This window comes from Paenibacillus sp. FW126-R14 (assembly GCF_058789495.1).
Genome location: NZ_JBYTBS010000008.1, coordinates 165,185 through 191,358 on the forward strand (window position 1 = coordinate 165,185; position 26,174 = coordinate 191,358).

The following is a 26,174-nucleotide window of genomic DNA, read 5'->3' on the forward strand; positions in this document are numbered from 1 at the left end:
GGTGCCGATCATGCTTGAAATGATTAAAAAAGTACCCTTATTCGCCCGGCTGAACGAACATCAGCAAGACGCTTTGGCACAAATTTGCACAAGACGCTCCTTCAAAGGGAATACCGTCCTGTTTTCCGAAAAAGATACGGGCAACGTCTTTTATATGGTTGTAAGCGGATCTGTCAAAATCTTCACGACCGGCAGCTCCGGCGAGGAGAAAATACTGTCGATCTGCAAGTCGGGCGAGAGCTTCGGCGAGCTGTCCCTGATCGACGGCAAGCCGCGCTCGGCTTCCGCACAAACGCTGGAAGACTGCGTGCTGCTATCGATGACAGCGCAGAACTTCCTCGATTTGCTGCGCACTCATTTTGACATTACGCTGGTCATTATGCAAGAACTTAGCCACCGGCTGCGCGATACGAACCAACAGGTGTATGATTTGACCTTTCTGGACGCCAGAACGCGCGTCATCAAAAGCTTAATCACCATGGCCAACAAACACGGCATCCGTTCCGGCCATACGATTACGATCAAGCTCGTGCTCAATTTCGATGAAATTTCACAGCTCGCCGGCGTTCAAAAAACGACGCTCATGCAGGTTATCCGCGATTTAGAGGAAAAACAAATCTTGGCCATCTCCCCTTCCGACTTCAAGTTGGATCTGGCCAAGCTGCGTTAGACGGAGCCGGCTGTTACAGCAAGCTCCTTAGCGGAGATACGGTCTGCAAGCTGCCAGGCAGCCTCTTTCCCCTGCCTGATGCAGTCAGGAAGGCCGACGCCATGGAAGCCCGCCCCCGTTACCAGCACCTGAGGCATTGCGGCCTCAAGCTCCTTCCGGAAGCGCGCGATCTGTTCCAAATGCCCGACCGGGTATTGAGGCATGGAATGCATGAGCCGCGTTACCTCCGTAAACAACGGCTCGGCCGTTAAACCAAGCAAGCTGCGCAAATCGTGACGCGCTTTGCTGATTAACTGCTCATCCGACAGGGCAGGCCATTCCTGCTCGCCGGAACGGCCGATGTAGCAGCGCAGCAGCACTTTGCCGTCCGGCGCCGTGTGCAGCCATTTGGCAGAGGTTAGCGTACACGCCGTGATCGTACTGCCTTCGCTCCTCGGAACCAAGAAGCCCGAGGCATCCAGCTCGAACGGAATGTCTTTGCGGTCGAACGCCATAATGACATTTGCCACAGAAATATAGTCAATTTTGTTCAATTCGCTTGCTGCGGGGAAGTGCGCCAGCATCTGGGCAGCCTGATGCACCGGCGACGTTAGAATAACGCCATCGACCAATTCGCTTCGGCCATCTTCAAATATCACCTCAGCTTGCTCCCCCGACTGCCGTACGGAAGAAACCCCGACGCCGGTTCGCAGATCGGCTGAATCCAGCGCAGCGACTAAGCCGGAGACCAGCGTCTGCAGTCCTTTTTTGAACGTCACGAAAACGGAATTCCGGACTGCCGAAGGCAGGTGCGCCGTTTCTTCGGCCACGTTTTTGCGGCTTGCCATCATCCCAAGAATCAAGCTTCGATGCTTCTGCTCCATCGTGCGAAACTGAGGGAACGTAGATTTCAAGCTGAGCTTGAACGTATCCCCGGCATAAATCCCCGCTAACAACGGTTCCACGATGCGCTCCAGCACTTCTTTGCCTAATCGCCTTTCCAAGAAATGTCCGAGAGACTCGTCGTTCGTCACTTCACGCTTAGGCAGGACCAAATCCAACGCCGCCCGCAATTTGCCCAGGGGTGAGATGAGGCCCGTCTTCATGAACGGTGTCATTTGTGTAGGAATGCCGAGCACTAAACCCGGCGGCATCGGGTGGAGCTTGCCCTGACGAACAATAAAGGTCTTCTTGGCCTTAGGATTGGTACCGGTAAGCTCATGTTCAAGTCCGAGATCATACGCCAGATCAATAATGGGCCGTTTCCGGGCAAGGAAAGAGTCGGGCCCCTTTTCAATCACGAAGCCCTCTTTCTCAAGCGTGCGAATTTTCCCGCCAAATGACGGCGACTTCTCCACAACCGAAATACGGAATGGAACACCTTCCGACTCCAAACGTTTATTCAAGTAAAAAGCAGCGCTAAGCCCTGTGATCCCCCCGCCAACAATCATGTAGTGAGGAATACGGGTACTCATGACTGTTCACTGACTTCTTGCCATTTGGTATGCACAACATCGCTTAGCGTCTCCATGTAGAGGGGGTCGGTATTAAGCGATTCCGTTCGTTCCAAATGCAGACCCAGCTCCTTAGCCAAGGCTTGCGCTTCAATATCGATATCGTAAAGAACTTCGAGATGATCGGAAACGAAACCGATCGGGCACAGCAGAACGTTCTTCACGCCTTCTTCTTTGTGAATTTGCTGCAGAACTTCCAAGATGTCCGGTCCAAGCCACGGCATGGCCGTTTGGCCTGCGCTCTGCCAACCGAACTGCCAGTTCGTCAGCCCGACACGCTCGGCAATAGCCTTAGACGTTGCAAGCAATTGGTCCGGGTACGGGTCTTTCATTTCAAGAATTTTCTCCGGCAGGCTGTGCGCCGTAAAGATCACGCGAATATCGCTGCGCTGCGTCTCGACGAACTTCGTTAACGCCTTCTCTACCCGCGTGCTCAAAGCATCGATCAACTTAGGATGAAGATGATAATCCAGGACAAAGCTCATTTTAAGGCCCAGCTCCTCAGCCTTCTCCTTCGCTCTTTTCACATAGCCGCCAACGCTCATCGTGGAGTAATGAGGCGCCAGAACGACACCTACAGCCTCCGTAAGCCCGTCTTTAACCATTTGCTCTACGCCGTCTTCTACGTACGGCTGAGCGTGCTTCAGGCCTTGGTAGCACACGAACTCCACTTCCGGATGTTCGGCGCGCAGCGTATCCTCAAGCCCCTTCACTTGCTTATTCGTATTTTCACGCAGCGGAAAGAACCCGCCTACAATCGCTTCATACCTTGCAGTTAATTCGTGCAGCTGCTCGGGAGTAGGCGGAGAACCGCGTCTAATATGTGTGTAATACGCTTCCACTTGATCCAGACTTTCCGGAGTTCCGTAAGACATGACTAATACACCAACACGACGTTTGGTCATCCTAAACACCACTCTTTTCTGCTTGTTGAGTTAATACGGAACGCGAATACGCATGAATGAACGCTGTCAAATCTTTGAGCTTCTCAAGCGACGCTTCCGGGAACAGCCCGTGCCCCAGGTTGAAAATATAACCCGGCTTCTTCATTCCCTCATCCATGATCGCTTTCGCCTGCTGCTCAATCACATGCATCGGGGCCGTTAAGACATAAGGATCCAGGTTTCCTTGCACGGCAAATCGCTCGCCAACCCGTTCACGGCCTACCGAGATCGGAATACGCCAATCCAGACCGATGACATCGGCTTGCAAGTTAGTCAAATAAGGGAGCAGTTCGCCCGAGCTAACGCCAGGGAAATAAATTTTTGGCTCCTTCAAGTGGGAAAGCTCTTTGAAAATACGCTCCATCGTCGGCAGCACATACAGCTGGAAATCGGCAGGAGAAAGCGCGCCTACCCAGCTGTCGAACACTTGAACCGCTTTAGCGCCCGCAGCGATATGAGCTTTCAAATAAGTAATGACCATATCTCCAAGTTTGTCCATTAACGCAAACCAAACCGCAGGCTCTGCATACATAAGCTGCTTTGTGCGAATATAGCTCTTGGATGGCTTCCCTTCAATCAAGTAGCTGGCAATCGTAAACGGCGCACCCGCAAAAGAAATAAGGGGAACTTCCAGCTCTTTGTCCAAAATCCGAATGGTCTCAATGATATGGGATAAATCCTTCTCCACGTCAATAGGACGCAAACGTTCCACATCCTGCGCAGTACGAACCGGCGTATGAATAACAGGACCGATATCCTTGACGATATCAAAATCGACCCCAAGTGAAGCCACGGGATTCATAATGTCTGAATATAAAATTGCCGCATCGACGCCGAGCTTCTTAATCGGCATCATCGTCACTTCCGCAGCAAGCTCCGGCTGTCTGCAAATTTCGAGCAGCGTATATTTCTCTTTAATCTTGCGGTAATCCGGGTCGTAACGTCCGGCTTGACGCATATACCAAACCGGCAGCGTATCCACCTGTTCTTTCCGGCATGCTTTAATAAAATTGTCGTTATAGCTCATGAGGCACCTTCCTCTTGTTTCCATCTATTCTCATTCATTATGCCCTAATTATACCCCTGTCACAACCGACGTAAGCTCACGTTTTGCGACAATAGTATGACAAAAGAACCATCCGCGTCTAGCCGGGGCAGCCGGTCAATTTCCTCGGGAAACTGCTCGTCTGCTCTTCTAGGATGAATGGTTCTGATCTGTGAAAAAAATTAGCTGTTCTTCAGATAGCGGGCAATATCTTTAGCAAAATAAGTCAGGATAATATCGGCGCCTGCGCGCTTGAAGCTTAGCATCGTTTCCATAACAATCGCTTCTTCATTCACCCAACCTTGCAAAGCGGCAGCCTTAATCATGGAGTATTCGGCACTCACATTGTAAGCCACTACCGGCAGGTCGAAATTATCTTTGAGCATCCGAATGATGTCCATGTAAGCAAGAGCCGGCTTCACCATTAAGAAGTCCGCGCCTTCAACAACATCGCTTTCCGCTTCGCGCAGCGCCTCTCTGCCATTGGCCGGATCCATTTGATACGTTTTGCGATCGCCGAATTGCGGCGTGGAATGAGCGGCATCCCGGAATGGGCCGTAATACGCCGATGCATATTTCACCGAGTACGCCATGATCGGCGTATTCTCGTATCCGGCTTCGTCCAGACCTGAACGAATGGCATGCACGTAACCGTCCATCATGTTGGATGGCGCAATAATATCCGCACCGGCTTTGGCTTGGGAAACCGCCGTTCGAACCAACAGCTCCAGGGATGGATCATTGGCCACATCGGCTGCTCCTGTTACCGGGTGATGATGAATCACGCCGCAGTGACCCGTATCCGTGAACTGGCACAGGCACGTATCGGCAATAATAAGCAAGTTCGGGTTCAACTCTTTAATAAAACGGGTTGCTTGCTGGACGATACCGTCTTCCATGTACGCGGATGTGCCTTTGGCGTCTTTGTGATCGGGAACCCCGAACAACAGAATGGCTTGAATGCCCAGCGATGTAATTTCGTCGATCTCAGCTTTCAGCATATCCAGCGAAAAATGATAGACGCCTGGCATAGAGGCAATCTCTGATTTTACATTTGTTCCGTGCGTAACAAAAATCGGCTGTACCAAGTCGTTGACCGTTACTTGATTTTCACGAACTAAATTGCGAATAGCTGCATTACCGCGCAAGCGGCGGTTGCGAACAATGGGGAAACTCATGAGGATTCCGCCTCCTTATTTGGCTTAGCAATCCGAACAGCTTCAATTGCGGCCGATCGGGTGCCGTTTATTTAGGTTGAATCATGCTTTGAACGAGTGAAGCAACTGTGGCCTCTTCGGCCATATACGTGACCGGCAGCCCGTATCGCCGTACCGTCTCTGCGGTTTTGGGTCCGATACAAGCAATTTCAACACCTTGCAAAAGGGATACCGGATCTTCGATTCCCAGCTGCTTCAAGGCTTCTATCAAATTCGTTACGGTCGATGAGCTTGTAAAAGTGATGATATGAATGCTTTGATTTTGAAGCAAATGAATGACTTCCGCACCGTCGTCTATGGCGAGTACATTCTCGTACACATCTACTTCCGCAACCTGAAGACCTAACTCACGAAGTTTAGCGGGCAAATACTCACGTGCCAAATCCGCTGTTGGCAGAAGGACTTTCTGACCCTGTATCAAATCGGATTGAATCGCCTCAAGCAGGTCTTCCGCTTGAAACTTGCTCGGGAGCCTGTCTGCGATAATTCCCCGCTCGGCAAGCGCTTCGGCAGTTTTGGGTCCTACTGCGGCAATGCGGGCATTGCCCATTCTGCGAACATCGATCCCTAGCTGACGCAAACGGCCCCAGAAAAATTCCACCCCATTCACACTGGTCAACAAAATCCAATCGTACGTATGCAGTTGATGTAAAGCTTCATCCAAGGCTTGCTGAGCTTCCGGACTGCTTGGCGGCTGCAGCTTGATCACAGGGAATTCAACCGGTTCTCCCCCCAGATCGTCGATCAAATCAACAAGCTCGCTCGCTTGGCTTCTCGCCCGGGTCACCAGAATCCGGCGGCCAAAAAGCGGCTTCTTCTCGACCCAAGCCAGCTTCTCGCGCAGCTTCACAACGTCGCCGACAATAATGACGGCGGGCGATTTGAACTCAGCCTCTTTCACTTTGATTGTAATGTCAGCTAGTGTGCCTGTGATGGTAGCTTGATCCGCCCAGGTGCCCCACCGGACGAGCGCAACCGGCGTTTCCGGCGATTTGCCGCAGCGGATCAATTCGCGGCAAATTTGTTCCAGATTGGCGACGCCCATTAAGAAAACCATCGTGCCGATGGCTTTGGCCAAGTGCTCCCAGTCCAATCCGGAGTATGTTTTATTCGGATACTCGTGCCCCGTAATAATCGCGAACGACGAAGTGAAATTGCGGTGTGTGACCGGAATTCCCGCGTAAGCCGGAACGGCAATCGATGATGTGATGCCCGGAATGATGTCGTAAGTCACATCGTGCTCCGCAAGCAGCTCCGCTTCCTCGCCGACCCGTCCGAAAACGCTGGGATCGCCACCCTTGAGACGGGTCACGATCTTCCCTTGCAGGGCCAAATCTACGAGCAAATGATTGATTTCTTCTTGCTTTAATATATGCTTGTCCGGAAGCTTGCCGACAAAAATCAGCTCGGCGTCCGGTCTGCGATGCTTAAGTAAACGAGGGTTTGCCAGCCGGTCATAGACGATCACATCCGCCTTCTGAATAGCTTCCATGCCACGAACCGAGATCAGCTTAGGGTCTCCTGGACCTGCGCCAACGAGATAAACTCTCCCTTTGTTCAAGCGGCTCACTCCCTCACCTCAGCTAAGATACGTTCAGCTCCTTGCGCGATCAGCTTGTCCGCAATGAGCTGGCCCAGCGCTTCCGGATCGCTCCCGGAAGCCGTCTCCTTCAGCATGGTCGCGCCATCCGGCGTGCCGACCATGCCCGTCAGCGTAAGCAGCGGCGCCTCGTGCCCGCTGCCGGCTTCGCTTACGCTCGCGTAAGCGCCGAGCGGCACCTGGCAGCCTCCATTGAGTCTGCCGAGGAAAGCCCGCTCTGCTCGCACCGCGAGCGCAGTAGGCTCATGCTGGAACTTGCCCAGCAAGTCCAGCACGAACGCGTCGCCGCCCCGGCACTCGATGCAGAGCGCCCCCTGCCCTACGGCAGGGAGGCACTCTTCGGGCGGCAAGTAAGCGCTGATGCGATCCTGCCAGCCGATCCGGTGCAAACCGGCCGCGGCCAGCATAATCGCATCGAAGTTCTCTTCCTCGAGCTTGCGCAGCCTCGAGTCGATGTTACCCCGGAGCGACTCGATGCGGAGGTCCGGGCGGAGATGCTGCAGTTGGCTGGCACGGCGCAGCGAACTGGTGCCGACAAGTGCCCCCTGCGGCAGCTCTTGCAGGGAACTGCACCCGCGCGTAATGAGCGCATCGCGCGCGTCTTCGCGCTGCGGTATCGCGCCCACGACAAGTCCTTCCGGAAGCTCGAAGGGCATATCCTTCATGCTGTGGACGGCCATGTCGATCTCGCCGTCGACAAGCGCCTGTTCGATTTCTTTGACGAACAAGCCTTTGCCCCCGACCTTGGATAAAGTCACGTCCAAGATCCGGTCGCCTTTCGTGACAATTTTCTTAATTTCAAATTGACAGTCAATCCCGTGCTCTGCAGCAAGCTGCTTTAAAAGCTCTACCACTTGCCCCGTCTGCGTCAAGGCCAAAGCGCTTTGTCTAGTTCCTACAATAATGGTTTTCATCTCTACCCGCCTCCCTATACTTGCTGCCCGAAATCTTTAATCGTTGACCATGAAGGCCGGTCCGTCTCCGGTTGACCCTCTTCTCCTGTAAGCCAAGGCTCTTTCTCTATCGCCATGTACAGCTTGTCCTTCCAACTCTCGAACGTGCCTTCGCGGATTTTGCCCAGTACGTCCCATTCCAGCATCTCTTTAAACATTCGTTGCCGCGCCTGCTTATCCGCTATTTTGCTTTGAACGAGATAACGTACCTCGCTAAGAAAATCAAGATAAGCGGCGTATTCCTCGCCATAACCGCTATCCAGTTCGCGGGCGATTTTACGAGCCGCAGACGGACTGGCGCCCCCCGTCGAAACAGCGATCACCAGTTTCCCTCTTCGCACAACGGAGGGTTGAATGTAGGAGCTAAGCTCCGGCTGATCAACGACGTTGACCAGCTTGCCGTGTTTGTTTGCAAGCTCGTAGACCTGCGCATTAACTTCATCGTCGTTTGTAGCCGCCACAACGAGCGTATACGGCATGACAAGATCTCCTGTCATCATAGACGGATGAAACGTCTGCCTGTGCAGGACTACTTGCGAGCTTTGGCCCATCTCGACTAACCCTGCCGTAAACGTCAGGCTGATAACGGTCACGCATGCCCCTGCTTCAAGAAGCGAAAGCACCTTCCGTTCAGCTACTTGCCCGCCGCCGATAACCAGACACTGTCTGCCCGCCAAATTCACCATAATCGGATACGGATGCTTCATATTCGTCAGCTCCATATCCAGTCGTGGAATCCTGAAACCAGATTGGACACAACGAAGTTAATCACAACGATGAGGAAAGCGGCTAGGTTCCAAGCGGCTAATTTATAGCCTGAAATCCGCATCGACTTTTGTTGGAATAAATAGAACGCATACGCAACCAAAACAAAGAAGGAATTAATGACCTTGGGATCATAAAGCAAGTTATGATTTCCTTCCAGCACAACCCAGACCACACCGAGACTTAACGCCATAAGAAGCAGAGGAGCCCCGATAATAACGGAAAAATACGTATAATGCTCAATTTTCTCAAGGGACGGCAATCGCATCACCGTTTGAGAAAACTTTTTGGCCTTCAGCATACTGTGCAAAAATACGTACATGCAGGAGAAGATAGCAGCAATAGAAAATGCCGCGTAACTGCCAATTGCTAGACTAATATGTATAAATAATAGCTCGTCGTTGATGTCCCAGCTGGATTTGATCGGCATGACTTGAGGATTTCCAAATACGTTTAATGCCAGCATGGCGAATCCAAGCACATTCACAAAAAACACAAACAATTCAATCCGGAAAAATCGATTTACCAATAATGAAACCGTCACGAGCAGCCACGAAAACATGAACAGGACGTCCGATCGGGTAAATACCCATTCTGTCAAATGAGCGTACAAATTAATGCCTAAGTACGCGGTCTGCAGAACCCATACAAACAAAAGCAGCCCCGTCCCCATCCGTTTTGCGCTCCGGTTCGCATTCGCGAAGTCCGAAAAGTAAAACAGTAGGCTCAGGGCATACATATAAATCATCGCATCAAACAACCAGCTACGAGTTACCATGGCACCTCTCCCAGGCGATTAGCGCCTTTTTTCTAAGATTTTGCCAGAATATCCGCGGTCTGCAAACCGCGTACGGACAGTTTGTCTTCCAGCAGCTGTTTAGCTTCCAGCGCTTTTTGCCCCGCTTCTTTCTCTTGTGCTAACTGACTCGCTTGCTCTTGTTGTTCCAGCGTCTCTTCGAGGGCAAAAAGTTTCGTGAAGAGCTCAAGCGCTTCTTCCCCATGGCGTTCTCCCGCCATTTCCTTAATGCGCAGGATCGGGTCGCGCAGCACTTGGTTCACGATGCTTTTCGTTAATTTCCGAATCACTTTAATTTCACGTTCATCCAGATCGGGCAGCTTATTCAGCATGCTTTCCATCGTCTCTTCATGAATCTGGCTTGCTTTGGCCTGAAGTGCGTTAATAACCGGACTAACGCCCAGTGTCTTAGTCCATTGTTCGAACACGCCTATTTCCGATTCAATCATCGTCTCAATCTTGGCCGCTTCTTTCTTTCTCTCCTGCAAATGCTTGTCTACGATATGTTCCAGATCATCAATATCATAAAGGAACACATTCGGCAGATCGCTGATTTGCGGATCCAGATCGCGAGGCACGGCGATGTCCATCATGAACAGCGGACGTGACTTTCTTTTTTGAACATACGACTGGATATCAGTTTTAGTAAGGACATATCCAGGAGCGCCAGTAGAGCTGATAATAATATCCACTTCCGGCAAATAAGCGGCCATGTTGTCCATGGTGCAAGGAATGCCCTTGAATTTCTCCGCCAGCTCCGCCGCACGCTCGAACGTACGATTCACTACGATAACTTTGTTAGCGCCATTGGCATACAAGTGCTTAACGGTTAGCTCGCTCATCTTCCCAGCGCCAATAATCATAACCGTCTTATTCATATAGCTGCCGAATATCCGCTTGCCGAGCTCCACCGCAGCGTAGGAAACAGAAACGGGATTATTGCTGATGCCTGTTTCGGAATGGGCCTTCTTGGCAAGTGTTACCGATTGTTTAAACAACGTATTGAAATAAGCGCCGGTAGCTTTCATTTTTTGAGACGATAAAAAAGCTTCCCGTACTTGTCCAAGAATTTGGGTTTCCCCGATCACCATAGAATCTAAACCGCTCGTAACGCGGAATAAATGTTCAATCGCCTTCTCATTTTCATGCATATATAAATGTTTCTGAAATTGATCTTTGGGAACTTGGAACCACCGTTCAATAAAATGTGTTAAGTAATGACTGCACATTTGTGGTCGATCCACAACGGCGTAAATTTCCGTGCGATTGCAGGTGGCGACGATTACACATTCCAATATGCTTTTCGTTTCTTTCAATTCTGTCAGTGCAATCGGCAAATCCTGTTCGGAAAGAGCGAACTTTTCCCGAATTTCGACCGGAGCCGTGCGGTAATTTAAGCCGACCGTTATAATATGCAATGGTACCACCTGCCTTTCTATTTATTTTCTATGAACCATTATAGCACAGCGAACTTAGCAAATCCGACAAATTTTTTGTATAAATTATGAATGCTGCGCTCCTGCTCGTTAGTTTTAACAGCAATCGGCTGGCCTATACCTGAATTGGCAAGATGTCCAATTATTGCAGCAGTTTTTTGCGGAGAAAAGAGGTCAAATTACGGTCCAGCTCTGCCAGCTTCGTATTTTGGGAGGAGATGATATCCCCGTTGGATGCCATGATTTTCTCATAGACCTCATACATGCTTTTGTACTGAAGACCGGCTTCCTTCAATGTCTGCAGTTCTTCCGGCTTCAATGCCCGTTCTCCGCCAATCTGCAGGCGCTGCACATACTGGGTCAACTGCGTCATGCTGGATAACGGAGTCAGATAGTCCGCTCCACCCGCCGCTAATACAAGACGCTCATGCGTGTAGCCCGCCGAATATAGCGCTTGTTTGCTTCCATTCAGTTCGTCTGTGGTCTTGCTTTGCGCAGCTTCTTCCAAATTGCTCTTTAAAAGCTCCATCTGAAAGACAGAAACTTGAAACAGCAAATGGGTGGCATCGTGCTCTTCTTTATGATGGCCAAGCATTTGAGACAGCTGATAGACAGGCCAGATTATGAGGAAAAGAACAACACTATAAAGAATTGCTTTTCTAATTATTTTTTGTCTCACAGCGCTAGATCCCCGCTTCCCTGATTTGGACATGTGTCGCAATATCATTGTATGGGAACGCGGACAAACAAATAACCACGGATTTCTCCGTGGCTATCGTTATTGTTATGTGCAGAACCTTATTTCACAAGCTCTGCTTGCTTAATTTCTGGAGTTTCGACTTGCAATTCGCCCATTCCGCGAACTAGTTTCTTCGCATAGAACGTTTCTGGTTTCAATACGGATACCATGAAATCAATTGCTAATTGAGGGTCCACTGTCTCACCGCATGTGTAGCAGTCAAGCGCGGCAAAACCTCTCTCAGGATAAGTGTGAATGGAGAGATGACTCTCGGACAACATAACAAGTACAGTTGCTCCTTGTGGTTCAAATTGCTTGGATTGTACAGATAGTACGGTTGCTCCGCATACCTCGGCAGCTTCTACCATCTGAGCCTGCAACCATTCTGCATTGTTCAGAAGTTCGAAATCTACCCCCCAAGTATCTACAGCAACGTGTCTTCCGAAAGTTGAGTATTCAGTTTCCATCTTTCGGTTCCCCCTTCCTAGGAATAAAATGTGTGTAAAAATTTCATCCGCTAGGACCTACGTCATTCACTTCCCGAGGGTATTATCTCTCGCAACATTCAATGTCCTGAGTGAATCCTGGTTCCTATATTGTTTCAACGAGAATAAAAATAACATCTATCGACGAGAAATGCAATAGTTTTTTTTGGCAAACGCCTTCTCATCCATACACGCAATATCTAATCTATGTAGAAGGCGGGCAAGTTGTTCATTCCTGGCAAAAAGTCGCAATTTCGACACAAAAAAGACCCGAAAACCGGGTCTTCCATTAGCCATGTATATGTGGTTGTTAAGCCTCCAGAATAAACAAACGATGTGTAAGTTCATTGAGGCGATTGTCAATCTGCTGATGTTCTCCTTGATCCTGCACCATATTGCGCAAATCAAGAAGGTGGTTAATTTGGTCGTAGATCATTTCGATCTCTTGTTCGACTTCTCTCTTCTGGAACATTTCCTGCATGAGGCCAATCGTGTCTCTGTACTCATAAATGACCGTTAACAATTGCCCTTTGACTTCCTCAATCTTCACAACAGTACCGCGTTCGTAATAGTAAACCATCGTATAACTAGGGTAAATTCGGTTCACCGTAGCGCTTCCTTTAAACTCCGATACAGCTTTACGCATTAAATTAGCCAGTAAAGTATTACTTAATCTGCAGGATCCTGTACATTCATATAGGCCCGATTTCTTCTCAAATGAAAGGACGATTTCCTGACCTGCGCCATCTTGAAAAACAACCTCTTGATTGCCGTTTTCCAAAACTTTCACTTGCAAAGTCACTTGATGATCCACGAACATTTGAAAAAACCTGAACATCTCGGCTTCTGTTAACTGGAGGCAGGTCTTGACATATTCAGTCGCTAACCTTTGTGCCATAAAAATCCCTCGATTCTTTGTTTTCAAGCAATGAACACTTACCTTGTTTATTATTATACTACATACGGCATTAATATTCCTGCGTGCATTTCATGATAATCCGCCAAATATTCTGAAAAAACCAAGGAAATACGGAATGCCAGTAAATTTTCCCTAGAATCCCTCACTTTCCTGTGTACTTCTTCTTCATTTCCTCTGTCTTTTGGCATCCTGCTCTTATTTGCACAAAAAACCGCCCCTTTGAATCAGGACGGCTCTTGTTCATTCTTTTCTTCAATTGTCTCTGCTTGGGACTCGGCCGGATCTTCTTCTCCGTAAGCAATCGCTTGCTCCAAAATGCTCCAAAGTTCGTCCTTTCCGAGCGTAAGCTCAGAAGAGAACATCAGCGGCTGGACACCTTTGTCCATACCAAGCGTTTCCCGAACAATTTTGAGATGTTTGGGCCATTGGCTTCTCGGGATCTTATCCGCCTTGGTAGCGACAACGAGAACGGGCACGTCGTGATGTCTCAGCCATTCATACATGGCTTGGTCGTCTTTGGAAGGCGGATGTCTTAAATCCACCAACTGCATGACGAGGCGCAGCGTTTCACGATGCATCAAATAACTCTCAATGAATTTGCCCCATTGCTCGCGTTTTGTTTTGGATACTTTCGCATAGCCGTAACCGGGAAGATCTACAAAATATAAGTCCTGATTCACTTTATAATAGTTCAATGTTTGGGTTTTTCCGGGCTGCGAGCTGGTTCTAGCCAAATTTTTGCGGGAAATCATGCAGTTGATGAGCGATGATTTTCCGACATTAGAACGCCCTGCCAGAGCAATCTCCGGCAAGGCATCCTCTGGATATTGACTAGGTCCAACCGCACTGATAACAAACTCAGCTTGATTGACTTTCAAGATTGTTCAACTACTTTCTATGGTTATCCGACGTGAGCTGGCGGCCTGTTCTGGACAAGCGCATGTTCGAGCACTTGATCCATATGGCTGACTGGAATAAACGTCATCTCATCGCGGACACTTTCTGGAATTTCTACGATATCCTTCTCATTATCCTGAGGCAGCAGAATGGTACGGATACCGGCTCGATGTGCAGCGAGCGCCTTTTCCTTCAAGCCTCCGATCGGCAGCACGCGGCCGCGGAGCGTGATTTCCCCCGTCATAGCGACGGTGCGGGAAACCGGGATATTCGACAAGGCGGAAATTAATGCGGTGGCCATCGTGATGCCGGCGGACGGACCGTCTTTCGGTATCGCACCTTCCGGAATGTGGATGTGAATGTCATTCTTCTCGTGGAAGTCAGGCGCAATACCGAGCATGTCGGCCCGTGTACGCGTGTAGCTGAAAGCCGCTTGCGCAGATTCCTTCATCACATCGCCGAGCTTGCCTGTCAGTGTCAGCTTGCCTGTTCCTTGCATCACCGTGACTTCAATGACCAGGGTATCTCCCCCGACTTCCGTCCAAGCAAGCCCTGTGACCGCCCCGATCTGATCCTTATCTTCCGCTACATTGTAACGGAACTTAACAGGACCCAAATAATCCTTTAAGTTCTCCTCCGTAACATGTACCGGTGTAGAAGGGTCTGACACGATTTTCTTGGCGGCTTTCCGGTTCATCCCTGCCACTTGCTGTTCCAAATTACGAACGCCGGCTTCGCGCGTATACTCACGCACGATTTTCATTAAGGCCGAGTCGTCAACCACAAGCTGCTCTTCTTCCAGACCATGGTCGCGTTTCTGCTTAGGCAGCAAATACTTCTTCGCAATTTGCAGCTTCTCAATTTCCGTATAGCCCGGGATGTAAAGAACCTCCATCCGGTCTAACAAAGGACGCGGAATGTTGTGTACGGCATTGGCCGTTGTCACGAACATGACATTAGACAAGTCAAACGGAACTTCAATGAAATGATCACTAAAAGTGCTATTTTGCTCGGGATCCAGTACTTCCAGCAGCGCCGATGCGGGATCTCCGCGGAAATCCATCGCCATTTTGTCGATTTCATCCAATAAGAAAACCGGATTATTGGCTCCGGCATTTTTCATCCCTTGGATGATCCTGCCCGGCATAGCGCCAACATACGTGCGGCGATGGCCGCGAATCTCAGCTTCGTCTCTAACGCCGCCAAGGGAGATTCGGATAAACTGTCTGCCCATCGATCTGGCGATAGAACGGGCAATTGAGGTTTTACCTACCCCCGGAGGGCCAACCAGACAAAGGATTGGACCTTTGAGCTTCTTGACCAGCTTCTGCACGGCTAAATACTCCAGCACGCGCTCCTTAGGCTTCTCAAGTCCGAAATGATCCTCGTTGAGTATGTCTTCCGCTTTGTTCAAATCGAGGTCATCCTCGGTTGATTTGGACCAAGGCAGGCCCAGCAGCCAATCGATGTAGTTGCGGATGACTCCGCCTTCAGCTGAAGTTGCCGGCATTTTCTCGAGGCGGTCGATTTCCTTCTCGACCTTCTCGCGCACTTTGTCCGGCAGCTCGGCTTCCGCAAGCTGGTTTCGCAGCTCATCGACTTCGCCGGCGCGGCCTTCCTTATCGCCAAGCTCTTTCTGAATAGCTTTCATCTGCTCGCGAAGATAGTATTCCTTCTGCGTCTTCTCCATTTGCTTTTTGACGCGTTGGCTGATTTTGCGCTCCAGCTCGAGCACTTCCCGCTCGTTATTTAAAATATTAAGCATTTTCTCGAGCCGTTCGCGCACATCCACCGTCTCTAGAATATCCTGCTTATCCTTAATTTTAAGCGACAAATGGCTGCAGATCACATCAGCCAAACGGCCTGGCTCGTCGATATCCGATACAGCCGCGAGCGTTTCCGGCGTAACCTTTTTCGATAAATTGATATAATGCTCGAATTGATTCAGCACCGTGCGCATGAGCGCATCGATCTCTGGATCTGTTACCTCTTGTTCCGGCAGCTCTTTGGCCGTAACTTCATAATATTCATCATTCACGAGGTACTCTGCAATCTCAGCACGCAACACGCCCTCGACTAAAACACGAATGGTTCCATTCGGCAGTTTCAGCATTTGCCGCACCTTCGCAATCGTTCCGATGCGATAAATATCTTCTTTGGAAGGCTCTTCTATGTTGATCTCAGATTGAGAGCAGAGGAGAATCATGCTGTCATCCACCATTGCCCGCTCTAGTGCTTTAACCGATTTTTCCCGCCCTACATCCAGATGTAGAACCATGCTCGGATAAACCAGCAGTCCCCTAAGAGGCAATAGCGGCAATCTGCGCACCTTGATTTTTCCGGGTCCCATCCTCTGCACCTCCATATATAGGGAGCTTTGAGCCTGGCTCAAAGTCTCACATTATTTTATTCATCCATTGCCCTTTACATTTTAACAAAACTACACAGAAAACACCAATTGGCATCTAACGCGTCATGTAAGGTAATGGCAAAACGGATTACGAATCAATCGTATGCTGCGAATTCGCGTGCAGGATCGGCAAAGATGAAGAAGCGATCGTCCGCTCTGCAGCGAATGGCATAGGGATAACATTATCATGCAGCTCAATGCCTAATGCAACGCTGAGCACATCCTCGATGGAATCGGCGGCAATCACTTCAACGCCAGGCAAATCCGCAAACAACTCTTGCCAATTTTCTTTTGGAATCAAGACTTTGGTCGCCCCCGCTTGAAATGCCGCTTCCACCTTAGCCACAACGCCGCCAACCGGCTTAACTTTCCCGTGTATGCTCATTTCGCCCGTCATGGCCAATTTGTTGTCGACAGGAATCTTGTGTATCGCAGACGCGATAGCTGTCGCCATGGAAACACCGGCAGAAGGCCCGTCGATCGGCACGCCGCCAGGGAAATTAATATGCAGATCGTAGTCGGAGGTGTTAATTCCAAGCTTGCGAAGGACCGTTAACACATTTTCCACAGAGCCGCGAGCCATGCTTTTCCGGCGGATTGTCCGAGAGCCTCCTCCCATTTCTTCTTCATCCACAACCCCCGTGATGTTGAACTTCCCTGTACCTGCTACGGCAACAGGAATTGCGGATACCTCGATCTCCAGCAGCGTACCCAAATTAGGACCGTAGACCGCCAGCCCGTTGACAAATCCGATCTGCGGCTGCGCAGGCACTTTGCGCTCGGGTCTCGGAGGAATTTGCGATGAATTTACAACCCATTCTATGTCGGAGGCGGTAATTTCATCTCTTTTATCCGATAAAGCGATGCCTGCCGCAAGCTGAATGACATTCACGGCTTCCCTGCCGTTCGTTGCGTATTTCATGACAACCTGAACAGCAGCCTCACACTTCTGAAAGCCAATCTTGTCCAAAGCTTTTCGCGCGATCTCGCCGACTTCCTCAGGTAAAAGCGGCCGGAAGAAGATTTCCAAGCAGCGCGAGCGAATAGCCGGCGGAATCTCGCTTGGGGTACGCGTCGTTGCCCCTACTAGACGGAAGTCCGCGGGAAGGCCATTTTGAAATATATCATGGATATACCCAGGAATGTTCGTATCTTCGGAGCTGTAGTACGCACTCTCAAGAAATACTTTGCGGTCTTCCAACACCTTTAATAATTTGTTCATTTGGGTCGGGTGCAATTCACCAATTTCATCGATAAACAGAATGCCCCCATGCGCTTTTGTCACGGCACCCGGCTTAGGCTGCGGAATGCCAGCAACCCCCATCGCGCCCGCCCCTTGATAAATAGGGTCATGAACAGAACCGATCAGCGGGTCGGCAATCCCTCTCTCGTCAAACCGGGCTGTCGTTGCGTCAATTTCCGTAAACTTGGAGTCCGGGCGGAAAGGAGACTCCTGATTTTTCTTAGCTTCCTCCAGTACGACACGGGCAGCAGCCGTTTTTCCGACACCCGGAGGACCATAAATAAGCACATGCTGAGGATTTGGACCGCACAGAGCAGCTTTCAAAGCTTTCAGACCTTCAACCTGACCTACGATATCCTGCATGGAGGAAGGTCTCGTTTTCTCCGATAATGGTTTCGTCAATGAAATGGATCTCAGCTTTCTCAGCTTCTCCAGCTCTTTCCTGGATTCTCTATCGACAGCAGAACGATTCGTCTGTTGGTTACGCAGTAAATTCCAGAAATACAGCCCGATGACAACCGCAAAAAACACTTGAATTACCATTAAAATAATACTTAGACTCATATGTCATACCTCCTCAAGAGTTTCGCCCCAAGCAAAACCGCCCTCATAAGCTCGTCTTTGCTTGGGCAAAACGGTTCGTAAACCTTAGCGATAACTTCCATTATTCCCGTGTAAAAGAAGGTTAATCCAATCCATGCAAACTTTTGAATGACGTATGAGAGTTCCTCTCATGAAGAAGGATAAGAGGAGATATTTCATGCAAAAGGATGTGGCATTTTGAAGCAATTTGTGACGATCGCCCTACTATTCCTTTGCCTCTGTGCAGCAGGCTCAGATGCATACGCTTTTGCAGGGAATCCCCTTCTCCCTTATGCCGATATTGTCATCGATGTAGGCCACGGTGGCGTTGACTCTGGAGCCAGATTCGGCAAGTACCAGGAAAAAGACATGAACTTAGCCATTTCCAAAAAAACGTATAAGCTTCTTCAGAAAAAAGGCTATCGCGTCATTATCAATCGAACGGATGATTATGCTTTAAGCCAAGATAATAAATGGTCCTTTGGAGGAAGACATCGCAAAGATTTGGCACAGCGGGCCGGAATTGCCAATACAATTAAACCCAAGTTGATGCTGAGCATGCATATTAACTGGTCGAACAAGCCCGATCGAAGAGGTCCGCTCGTCTTTCACCAGAATCAGTCGGACAGCATCCTGATTGCCAATCTGCTTCAAACGTCGCTTAATCGCGTGTACGGAACCGATGAACAGCCTATACTTGGCAAAAAATATTATGTGCTCAGAAATACCAAGTGCCCTTCGGTTATTGTCGAACTAGGGTTCATTTCCAATAGAACGGACCGTAAACTACTGAACAACTCTTCTCACCAAACAAAGCTTGCAGAAGCCGTTACCCGTGCAGTGGATGAATACTTTGCGATGGTTCAAAAAAGCCCTACTTCACATTAAGCTTCACCGTCTGTGAAATTGAGACGAAGGTCGTTTCCTTCTGAAGGGATGGAATGGCCTCTTTGATGACTTGGGCTGTTTTCTTGCCGGGAGGACCTACATGGCCGATTGCAATGACCAAATCCCTGTCCTTTACAAGCTTTTTAAACTTCACCATCTGCTTGCTAATGTGGCTGTACGTATATAGATCATCAAAGAACAACTGGTTTTCTGAAAATGGGACGCCCTTTTGGCTGGCCAATTTCCCAATCAAGCTTTTGGGCGACGTTCGGCTATCCAATAGAATGAGTTTTCTCTCTTTGCATATGTCAACGAGGATATTCATCACTCTTTCATCGGCTGTTGCTTTGGAGCCCATATGATTATTGATGCCTATCGCATAGGGAACATCCTCGATGGCCGCTACGATCCGCTTACGAATCTCATCGTCGGATAAGTCCGTTGTAATGGCTCCAGGGCCAAGCCAACTCTTCTTGCCGCGCACAGGCTCCATAGGAAGGTGCAAAATGACCTCATGGCCCTTCTCGTGGGCCAACTGCGCATCCTGCTTCGTCGAAGGCAAGAACGGCATTACTGCGACTGTGAATGGGATTGGCAGTTCCAACATTTCGGTTGTACCATCCATATTGTTGCCAAAGTCGTCAATGACAATGGCGACCTTCTTCGTCGTTGATTCCACTACGGGTTGATTTGGAACGATGCCAACCGCCGCTCCGGCATGTACGGGCAGCAGCAGCAGCGACATGCCCATCGTTACCGCTAGCGAGATTTGACGTGTTGCTGAGCTTTTTTTCAACAAATTCATGGTCATTCTCCTTCATCCTTATAAAAACTTGCGGGAATTGAGCAAGCTTTCCAGTTTCTCTCATTATGCTTCGCTTGAGCTCCAAATATGCGTGCTGAACATAACAAAAAGCCGTTAAGTCCTCAGGCTGAGGTTCTTAACGGCTTTCTTAACGGTTTCACGTATGTTCAAAAAAATTAGTGCTTACGGCCAGGAATGGTGCCTGTTTCTTCAAACGCTTTTACGATAATATCAATCTCTTTTTTCAACTCGCTGAGAAGCTCTGCCTCAGGCACTTTGCGGATCATCTCTCCGTAACGGAACAGCATGCCTTCACCGCGGGCTCCTGCGATCCCGATATCGGCTTCGCGAGCCTCTCCAGGCCCGTTTACGGCGCAGCCGAGGACGGATACTTTAATCGGCACTTTGATTTTGGCGATGTACTCCTCTACCTCATTAGCGATCGAGAACAAATCAATGTCCAGGCGCCCGCAAGTCGGACAGGATACAAGCGTTGCAGCGTTCGTGATTAGTCCGAACGTTTTTAACAGCTCGCGTGCAACCTTAATCTCTTCAACCGGGTCTGCGCTAAGCGAGATGCGAAGCGTGTTGCCGATGCCCATGTTGAGCAGCGTTCCGATACCCGCGGCACTCTTCACAGCGCCCGTAAAGAGCGTTCCGGCCTCGGTAATTCCGAGGTGAAGAGGGTAGTTGAAAGCTTTCGCAGCTTGCGAGTAAGCGGCGATTGCCATCGGTACGTCAGAGGCTTTGAGCGATACGATAATATCATGAAAATCGAGTTCTTCCAAAATGTTGATGTGGAACAAAGCGCTTTCCACCATAGCTTCCGGTGTCGGATAACCGTATTTCTCAAGCAGATGGTTCTCGAGCGAACCGGCGTTAACACCGATCCGAATCGGAATTCCGCGTTCCTTACAAGCTTTAACGACCGCTTCTACTTTCTCGCGGCGACCGATATTGCCCGGGTTGATCCGCACTTTATCAATCCCATTTTCAATCGCGGCAAGCGCCAGACGATAGTCAAAGTGAATATCGGAAACTAGCGGAATATGAATTTGTTTCTTAATCTCTTTAATCGCTTCGGCGGCTTCCTTATTGTTCACAGTCACACGAACCAATTGACAGCCTGCTTCTTCAAGACGAAGAATCTCGGCAACGGTTGCCTTTACATCCGCTGTTTTGGTCGTACACATGCTTTGCATAATGACTTCGTTGCTGCCGCCGATCGTTAAGTCGCCCACTCGAACGGGACGCGTGTCTTTTCTATGGAACATTATGGTTTCTCTCCCCATGACACCAAACATCCTCCGCTCCAATTTCCTGCATAAGGAAACCGGATTGGAGGCTGTGTGTTCGTTTATGAAATTATGGGTTACGCACTTTCTTCTTTCTTCTTGCCTGTCGCTTGCGAGCCGTCTTTGGTCGTCAAAACAGGCGCAAGCTTGTTTTGAACGGTTTCCTTAGAAACTACGCAAGAGGAGACGTCGGTTCTGGAAGGGACTTCAAACATCACGTCAAGCATAATGCTTTCGATGATTGCTCTCAGACCGCGCGCGCCGGTATTCCGTTTAATCGCTTCCTTCGCAATGGCGTCAAGCGCCTCTGCGTCGAACTCGAGTGAAACGTTATCCATTTCGAGCATCTTCTGGTATTGTTTCACGAGCGCGTTTTTCGGCTCGGAAAGAATACGCACAAGCGCTGCTTCATCCAGCGGCTCCAAGGTAGAGATCACCGGCAAACGGCCTACGAATTCGGGAATCAACCCGAATCTGAGCAGATCTTCCGGAAGCACCATGGATAAGTACTCGCCCGGTTTCAAATCTACTTTGGCTCCGTCCGTGGAGAAGCCAATCACTTTTTTACCGATTCTGCGTTTAATAATTTGCTCCAGACCGTCGAAGGCTCCTCCGCAAATAAACAGAATGTTTGTTGTATCAATTTGAATAAACTCTTGATGCGGGTGCTTGCGTCCGCCTTGCGGAGGAACGGATGCGACCGTACCTTCAAGAATTTTGAGCAGCGCTTGTTGAACGCCTTCGCCGGAAACGTCTCTTGTAATGGACGGATTCTCGGATTTGCGTGCTACTTTATCGATCTCGTCGATATAGATAATGCCGCGCTCAGCTTTCTCTACATCATAGTCTGCAGCTTGAATCAGTTTGAGCAAAATGTTCTCAACGTCTTCACCCACATAGCCTGCTTCGGTCAAAGAAGTCGCATCCGCGATCGCGAACGGAACGTTCAAAATTTTGGCAAGCGTTTGCGCAAGCAGCGTTTTACCGCTTCCTGTCGGTCCTAGAAGGACGATGTTACTTTTTTGCAGTTCAACATCTTCCAGCTTGTTTTGGGAATTGATGCGCTTGTAGTGGTTATACACTGCTACCGCAAGAGATTTCTTCGCTTGTTCCTGCCCGATCACGTACTGGTCCAAAATGTTGCGGATTTCCTTCGGTTTCGGAACATCCTTCAGATCCAGCTCTTCTTCGTGACCTAGTTCTTCTTCCACAATTTCCGTGCAAAGCTCTATACATTCATCACAAATGTAAACTCCCGGACCGGCAACAAGCTTGCGAACCTGATCCTGAGATTTTCCACAAAAGGAACATTTGAGTTGGCCTTTTTCATCGTTAAATTTAAACATGGGATCACTCCTTTATTTCAAGTCGTTTCGAGTGATAACCTCGTCGATTAACCCGTATGCTTTCGCTTCTTCAGCGCTCATAAAGTTATCCCGGTCGGTGTCTCTTTCGATCTTTTCAAGCGGCTGTCCCGTACGATCCACATAAATCTGGTTGAGTTTTTGTTTCGTTTTGATAATCCAATCCGCGTGAATCTTAATATCGGTCGCTTGACCTCTTACACCGCCGAGCGGTTGATGAATCATAACTTCAGCATTCGGCAGCGCGTATCGCTTGCCTTTGGCGCCAGCTGTTAACAGCAAGGAACCCATACTTGCAGCCATACCTACGCAAATCGTAGATACATCCGGTTTAATAAATTGCATGGTATCGAAGATACCCATTCCAGCTGTTACAGATCCACCTGGTGAGTTGATATATAAGTGGATATCCTTATCGGGATCCTGAGCAGATAGAAAAAGCAGCTGGGCAATGACCAAATTTGCCACATCATCATCAATGGCGCTCCCAATGAAAATAATGCGGTCCTTAAGTAGACGCGAGTAGATGTCGTAAGAGCGTTCCCCACGTGCTTCTTGTTCAACAACCATAGGAATAAGACTCATTGTACCAACTCCTTTTGTGGCTAAAGCCATGTTTTCCAAATTGGGATTCAGTAACAGTTTAACATGTTTGAGCAGCAAAGTCATTTTTTCAGAAGACTGCTATGTATACAAGGAATTGCATATGTCGTGAGTCAGTTTGAGGCTAAAATAGGGTAAAAGAAAGGCACGTTGCTTACGTACGTGCCTCTACTAACCTTATTTATACTGCTGCGGAAACATGCTTGCTATTTTCAAGCAAGAAGTCAACCGTTTTTCTAATCACAAGATCGTGGCTCAGACCTTCCAAGCTGCCGTTAGATGCGAACAGTTCACGAAGTTCTGCAGTTGTTTTTTGGTAGGATGGTGCATATTTCTCAAGTTCCGCGTCAACTTCTTCATCGGATACTGTGATTTTTTCCGCAGCTGAAATTGCTTCAAGAACAAGGTTGTTGCGAACACGCTTCTCAGCATCTTCTCTCATTTGATCTTTCAGCACGCTCTCGTTTTGACCGGAGAACTGGAAGTAAATCTCAAGCGTCATGCCTTGGGAACGAAGACGTCTTTCGAATTCTTTCACCATCACATCAAGCTCTGCTTCTACCATGGAAGCCGGGATTTCAACATCCGCGTTTGCTGCAGCTTTCTCAACGACAGCTGTTTCCAGAGCAGCTTCTGAATCTTTTGTTTTGCGCTCTTGAAGACGGTTTTTCAATTCTTCTTTGTACTCTGCAAGCGTGTCGTACTCGCTCACGTCTTTGGCAAACTCATCATCAAGTTCCGGCAAGTTTTTGCGTTTGATGTCGTGAATTTTCACTTTAAACACAGCTGCTTTGCCTTTCAGATCTTCGGAGTGGTAGTTCTCAGGGAAAGAAACGTTAACTTCTTTCTCTTCGCCTTTGCCAAGTCCTACAAGCTGATCTTCGAAACCAGGAATGAAGGAGTTGGAACCAAGCTCAAGGGAGTATTTCTCCGCTTTTCCGCCTTCGAACGCTACGTCATCAACGAAACCTTCGAAATCAAGAACAACGACGTCGCCGTTAGCTGCTTGTCCTTCTTCAAGAACAACCAATTCAGCGTGGCGCTGTTGCAGACGGGAAAGCTCGCTGTCCACTTCTTCGTCCGTTACAATCGCGTCTACCGCTGGAACTTCAAGACCTTTGTAGTCGCCAAGAGTTACTTCCGGCTTAACTGTAACTTTTGCTTTGAATTTCAGAACTTGTCCTTTACCGAACTGCTCAACGTCTACTTCAGGACGATCAACAGGCTCGATTTTGACCTCTTCGATCGCTTGTACGTAAACTTCCGGCAAAATGATGTCAAGCGCATCTTGATACAGGCTTTCTACGCCAAATTTAGCTTCAAAGATTGAACGCGGCACTTTGCCTTTACGGAATCCTGGAACATTCACTTTCGCGGATACTTTTTTGAATGCTTTATCCAATGCATCTGCGACGCGCTCTGCGCCAACTTCCACTTCAAGAACGCCTACGTTCTTCTCTATTTTTTCCCAACTTGCTTTCATTTTATGCTTTCCCCTTCCAAAAATGTACGATGACATATTTTCACGTTACGCTCATTATAACCATTCTATTATAACATATAACAAATTCATTTCAAGGCGACCTTTCGCCTCTAGGACGGATCCGGGTTAAACTGTTTCACAAAAGCCTGCAGCACAAGATGAGCCCGCTTCCATTGGAGCGTCATCGAGTCCACAATCCCGTAGGTATCCAGCAATTCTTCCCGATTTGCGGAACCGAACAACCGCTCTTGAAGGATCGCGTGCAGGGCGGATGCCCATACGTCGACAGCTCCGTCCTCCGCTCTAAGCAAATCGGTGTATATCGATGTTCCGTAGGCGTAAGCCAAAAATTCCTGCCAGGTTTGTTTTGCAAAATAGACAAAATCCGGTTGGCTTATTTCACTAATATCCCCGACTCTGCGAATCATATCACGAATCTGGGAGGGAAATTCCTCCGGGCTAAGCGGCGTCTCTTCGATCTGTACGGCGATCATGCTCCCGTTCTTCGGGAATTCTACGAAACCTTGCTCTCCCATCTGCTTCAGCGCCTGCAGCGCTTTGAATTGGATGTGCGGATGCCGCGGTTTCTCGCCAAGCCATTCCTTCACGCTTGCGCTAATGTCCGATTGATCGACAAAACCCAGCTGTTCAAGCGCGCTGACTTGCTGCTCCAACGAACCTTCCTTGAGCAAATTCAACAGCTTTAGCGCGTAAGTGCCGTCGTCCGTTGATTTCTCTTGTATGTACTGCCTTAATAAATCCTCTTCCCCTTCTATCTCCTCTTCCGACGGACTCGACATGGGGAACATCGTTTCCGGAAACATCGTTCGCAACCAAATGCTCAGCGCTTCCCATTGTTCAATCTTGTTCGGGTTGGCGCCCGGAAATTGAAGCAGAAACGTTAGCATCTGAAGAGCATCGCTATACTGCTCTCTCTTCAGAAAGCGGGTAAGCTCCTCTTCGTAATACTGCTCTGTTTTTGGAAAAAGAATCACATTATTCATAGATGGCTCTGCTATGTGGATCACCTCAGAAATCTTGGTCTCGCTGGTGACAGTTTACTTGATTGTTTCCCTGATTGCAAAATAATTTTAAAATAAGTGTTGACTTACCATAAAACCATATGATAATATAACTCTTGCTTCGCCAAACGGATACAAGCCGAGCGGTAAGAAGTGGTCTATGTCCCAGTAGCTCAGCAGGATAGAGCATACGCCTTCTAAGCGTACGGTCGGGGGTTCGAATCCCTCCTGGGACGTTCAGCAAGCAGAGAAAGCCGCGAGAAATCGCGGCTTTTTTGTTTTTTTCAAGCACATAAGGGAAAAAGCCGTCAACCCAATGGCTGCGGCTAATTCAAAAGCTTTATTTACACGGAAGGCCGGTTAGGCTGATGATGACCAGGCTCTGTGGAATCCATATTCGACTGGATGCGTGAAGATTGTTTTGAATGATCGATTGTGCTTTGCGCCTTTTGCTTCATGCTTTTGTTTTTACCCATGTTGGACATTCCCCTCCTGTAAGTGGAGCCCGCAAAGTTTGATC

At 48.9% G+C, this 26,174-nt stretch carries 24 protein-coding genes and 1 tRNA gene; 3 read left to right on the forward strand and 22 right to left on the reverse strand.

Annotated elements, in window-relative coordinates; genetic code table 11:
* Positions 1 to 10: 10 nt before the first annotated feature.
* Positions 11 to 670 carry a Crp/Fnr family transcriptional regulator gene (locus tag AC3WRW_RS08295; RefSeq protein WP_492545866.1) on the forward strand — a complete coding sequence of 220 codons (660 nt, stop codon included), beginning with the start codon at positions 11 to 13 and terminating at the stop codon, positions 668 to 670.
* On the opposite strand, the gene hemG is transcribed toward AC3WRW_RS08295, so the two are convergent.
* From hemG to lonB, 15 genes are all read right to left on the reverse strand, one after another.
* Entirely contained in the window at positions 667 to 2,124 is a 1,458-nt protein-coding gene (gene hemG, locus AC3WRW_RS08300; RefSeq protein ID WP_492545867.1) for a protoporphyrinogen oxidase, read from the reverse strand. The two genes, AC3WRW_RS08295 and hemG, sit on opposite strands and share 4 nt — an antisense overlap.
* Complete coding sequence (hemH, locus tag AC3WRW_RS08305) at positions 2,121 to 3,068, reverse strand: ferrochelatase (protein WP_492545868.1); 948 nt, start codon at positions 3,066 to 3,068, stop codon at positions 2,121 to 2,123. The genes hemG and hemH overlap by 4 nt, the downstream gene beginning before the upstream one ends.
* 1 nt (position 3,069) lies before the next feature.
* Positions 3,070 to 4,134: a uroporphyrinogen decarboxylase gene (gene hemE / locus AC3WRW_RS08310; protein WP_492545869.1), complete on the reverse strand. Its 1,065-nt coding sequence runs from the start codon at positions 4,132 to 4,134 to the stop codon at positions 3,070 to 3,072.
* Between the two features lie 200 nt (positions 4,135 to 4,334).
* Positions 4,335 to 5,330, reverse strand: coding sequence for a porphobilinogen synthase (gene hemB / locus AC3WRW_RS08315; RefSeq protein WP_492545870.1), 996 nt, complete (start codon positions 5,328 to 5,330; stop codon positions 4,335 to 4,337).
* A gap of 67 nt (positions 5,331 to 5,397) precedes the next feature.
* Entirely contained in the window at positions 5,398 to 6,930 is a 1,533-nt protein-coding gene (gene cobA, locus AC3WRW_RS08320; protein ID WP_492545871.1) for a uroporphyrinogen-III C-methyltransferase, read from the reverse strand.
* A 5-nt stretch (positions 6,931 to 6,935) separates the two neighbouring features.
* Positions 6,936 to 7,883 (reverse strand): hydroxymethylbilane synthase, encoded by a 948-nt coding sequence (gene hemC / locus AC3WRW_RS08325; protein ID WP_492545872.1) that lies wholly within the window; start codon positions 7,881 to 7,883, stop codon positions 6,936 to 6,938.
* Between the two features lie 14 nt (positions 7,884 to 7,897).
* Positions 7,898 to 8,644, reverse strand: a complete 747-nt coding sequence (locus AC3WRW_RS08330) for a precorrin-2 dehydrogenase/sirohydrochlorin ferrochelatase family protein (protein ID WP_492545873.1) — start codon at positions 8,642 to 8,644, stop codon at positions 7,898 to 7,900.
* Positions 8,635 to 9,465, reverse strand: a complete 831-nt coding sequence (locus AC3WRW_RS08335; RefSeq protein WP_492545874.1) for a cytochrome C assembly family protein — start codon at positions 9,463 to 9,465, stop codon at positions 8,635 to 8,637. The genes AC3WRW_RS08330 and AC3WRW_RS08335 overlap by 10 nt, the downstream gene beginning before the upstream one ends.
* A gap of 32 nt (positions 9,466 to 9,497) precedes the next feature.
* Positions 9,498 to 10,901: a glutamyl-tRNA reductase gene (gene hemA / locus AC3WRW_RS08340; protein ID WP_492545875.1), complete on the reverse strand. Its 1,404-nt coding sequence runs from the start codon at positions 10,899 to 10,901 to the stop codon at positions 9,498 to 9,500.
* Between the two features lie 160 nt (positions 10,902 to 11,061).
* Positions 11,062 to 11,514 (reverse strand): hypothetical protein, encoded by a 453-nt coding sequence (locus AC3WRW_RS08345; protein WP_492545876.1) that lies wholly within the window; start codon positions 11,512 to 11,514, stop codon positions 11,062 to 11,064.
* A gap of 203 nt (positions 11,515 to 11,717) precedes the next feature.
* On the reverse strand, positions 11,718 to 12,125 hold the full coding sequence (gene speD, locus AC3WRW_RS08350; protein WP_056610310.1) for an adenosylmethionine decarboxylase: 408 nt from the start codon (positions 12,123 to 12,125) through the stop codon (positions 11,718 to 11,720).
* Positions 12,126 to 12,453: 328 nt separating this feature from the next.
* Positions 12,454 to 13,041 (reverse strand): non-ribosomal peptide synthetase module, encoded by a 588-nt coding sequence (locus AC3WRW_RS08355; RefSeq protein ID WP_171686854.1) that lies wholly within the window; start codon positions 13,039 to 13,041, stop codon positions 12,454 to 12,456.
* A 245-nt stretch (positions 13,042 to 13,286) separates the two neighbouring features.
* On the reverse strand, positions 13,287 to 13,940 hold the full coding sequence (yihA, locus tag AC3WRW_RS08360) for a ribosome biogenesis GTP-binding protein YihA/YsxC (protein ID WP_492545877.1): 654 nt from the start codon (positions 13,938 to 13,940) through the stop codon (positions 13,287 to 13,289).
* Positions 13,941 to 13,963: 23 nt separating this feature from the next.
* A complete protein-coding gene (gene lon / locus AC3WRW_RS08365) occupies positions 13,964 to 16,309 on the reverse strand; it encodes an endopeptidase La (protein ID WP_492545878.1) in 2,346 nt (781 codons plus the stop codon).
* 148 nt (positions 16,310 to 16,457) lie between these two features.
* Positions 16,458 to 18,176 (reverse strand): ATP-dependent protease LonB, encoded by a 1,719-nt coding sequence (gene lonB, locus AC3WRW_RS08370; RefSeq protein WP_492545879.1) that lies wholly within the window; start codon positions 18,174 to 18,176, stop codon positions 16,458 to 16,460.
* Positions 18,177 to 18,392: 216 nt separating this feature from the next.
* On the opposite strand from lonB, the gene AC3WRW_RS08375 reads away from it, so the two are divergent.
* Positions 18,393 to 19,082, forward strand: coding sequence for an N-acetylmuramoyl-L-alanine amidase family protein (locus AC3WRW_RS08375; protein ID WP_492545880.1), 690 nt, complete (start codon positions 18,393 to 18,395; stop codon positions 19,080 to 19,082).
* On the opposite strand, the gene AC3WRW_RS08380 is transcribed toward AC3WRW_RS08375, so the two are convergent.
* The 6 genes from AC3WRW_RS08380 to AC3WRW_RS08405 form a co-directional block, all read right to left on the reverse strand.
* On the reverse strand, positions 19,069 to 19,893 hold the full coding sequence (locus AC3WRW_RS08380) for a divergent polysaccharide deacetylase family protein (RefSeq protein WP_492545881.1): 825 nt from the start codon (positions 19,891 to 19,893) through the stop codon (positions 19,069 to 19,071). The genes AC3WRW_RS08375 and AC3WRW_RS08380 overlap by 14 nt on opposite strands.
* Positions 19,894 to 20,063: 170 nt before the next feature.
* On the reverse strand, positions 20,064 to 21,161 hold the full coding sequence (ispG, locus tag AC3WRW_RS08385) for a flavodoxin-dependent (E)-4-hydroxy-3-methylbut-2-enyl-diphosphate synthase (RefSeq protein ID WP_492545882.1): 1,098 nt from the start codon (positions 21,159 to 21,161) through the stop codon (positions 20,064 to 20,066).
* 98 nt (positions 21,162 to 21,259) lie between these two features.
* Positions 21,260 to 22,528: an ATP-dependent protease ATP-binding subunit ClpX gene (gene clpX / locus AC3WRW_RS08390; protein WP_167069059.1), complete on the reverse strand. Its 1,269-nt coding sequence runs from the start codon at positions 22,526 to 22,528 to the stop codon at positions 21,260 to 21,262.
* A gap of 12 nt (positions 22,529 to 22,540) precedes the next feature.
* Positions 22,541 to 23,131, reverse strand: coding sequence for an ATP-dependent Clp endopeptidase proteolytic subunit ClpP (gene clpP / locus AC3WRW_RS08395; protein WP_029194632.1), 591 nt, complete (start codon positions 23,129 to 23,131; stop codon positions 22,541 to 22,543).
* 199 nt (positions 23,132 to 23,330) lie between these two features.
* Positions 23,331 to 24,632 (reverse strand): trigger factor, encoded by a 1,302-nt coding sequence (gene tig / locus AC3WRW_RS08400; RefSeq protein ID WP_492545883.1) that lies wholly within the window; start codon positions 24,630 to 24,632, stop codon positions 23,331 to 23,333.
* Positions 24,633 to 24,742: 110 nt separating this feature from the next.
* A complete protein-coding gene (locus tag AC3WRW_RS08405) occupies positions 24,743 to 25,636 on the reverse strand; it encodes a hypothetical protein (RefSeq protein WP_492545884.1) in 894 nt (297 codons plus the stop codon).
* A gap of 180 nt (positions 25,637 to 25,816) precedes the next feature.
* On the opposite strand from AC3WRW_RS08405, the gene AC3WRW_RS08410 reads away from it, so the two are divergent.
* A tRNA-Arg gene (locus AC3WRW_RS08410) sits at positions 25,817 to 25,890 on the forward strand.
* Between the two features lie 108 nt (positions 25,891 to 25,998).
* Here the strand turns inward: AC3WRW_RS08410 and AC3WRW_RS08415 are convergent.
* Positions 25,999 to 26,130 carry a hypothetical protein gene (locus tag AC3WRW_RS08415; RefSeq protein WP_281364396.1) on the reverse strand — a complete coding sequence of 44 codons (132 nt, stop codon included), beginning with the start codon at positions 26,128 to 26,130 and terminating at the stop codon, positions 25,999 to 26,001.
* Positions 26,131 to 26,174 lie beyond the last annotated feature (44 nt).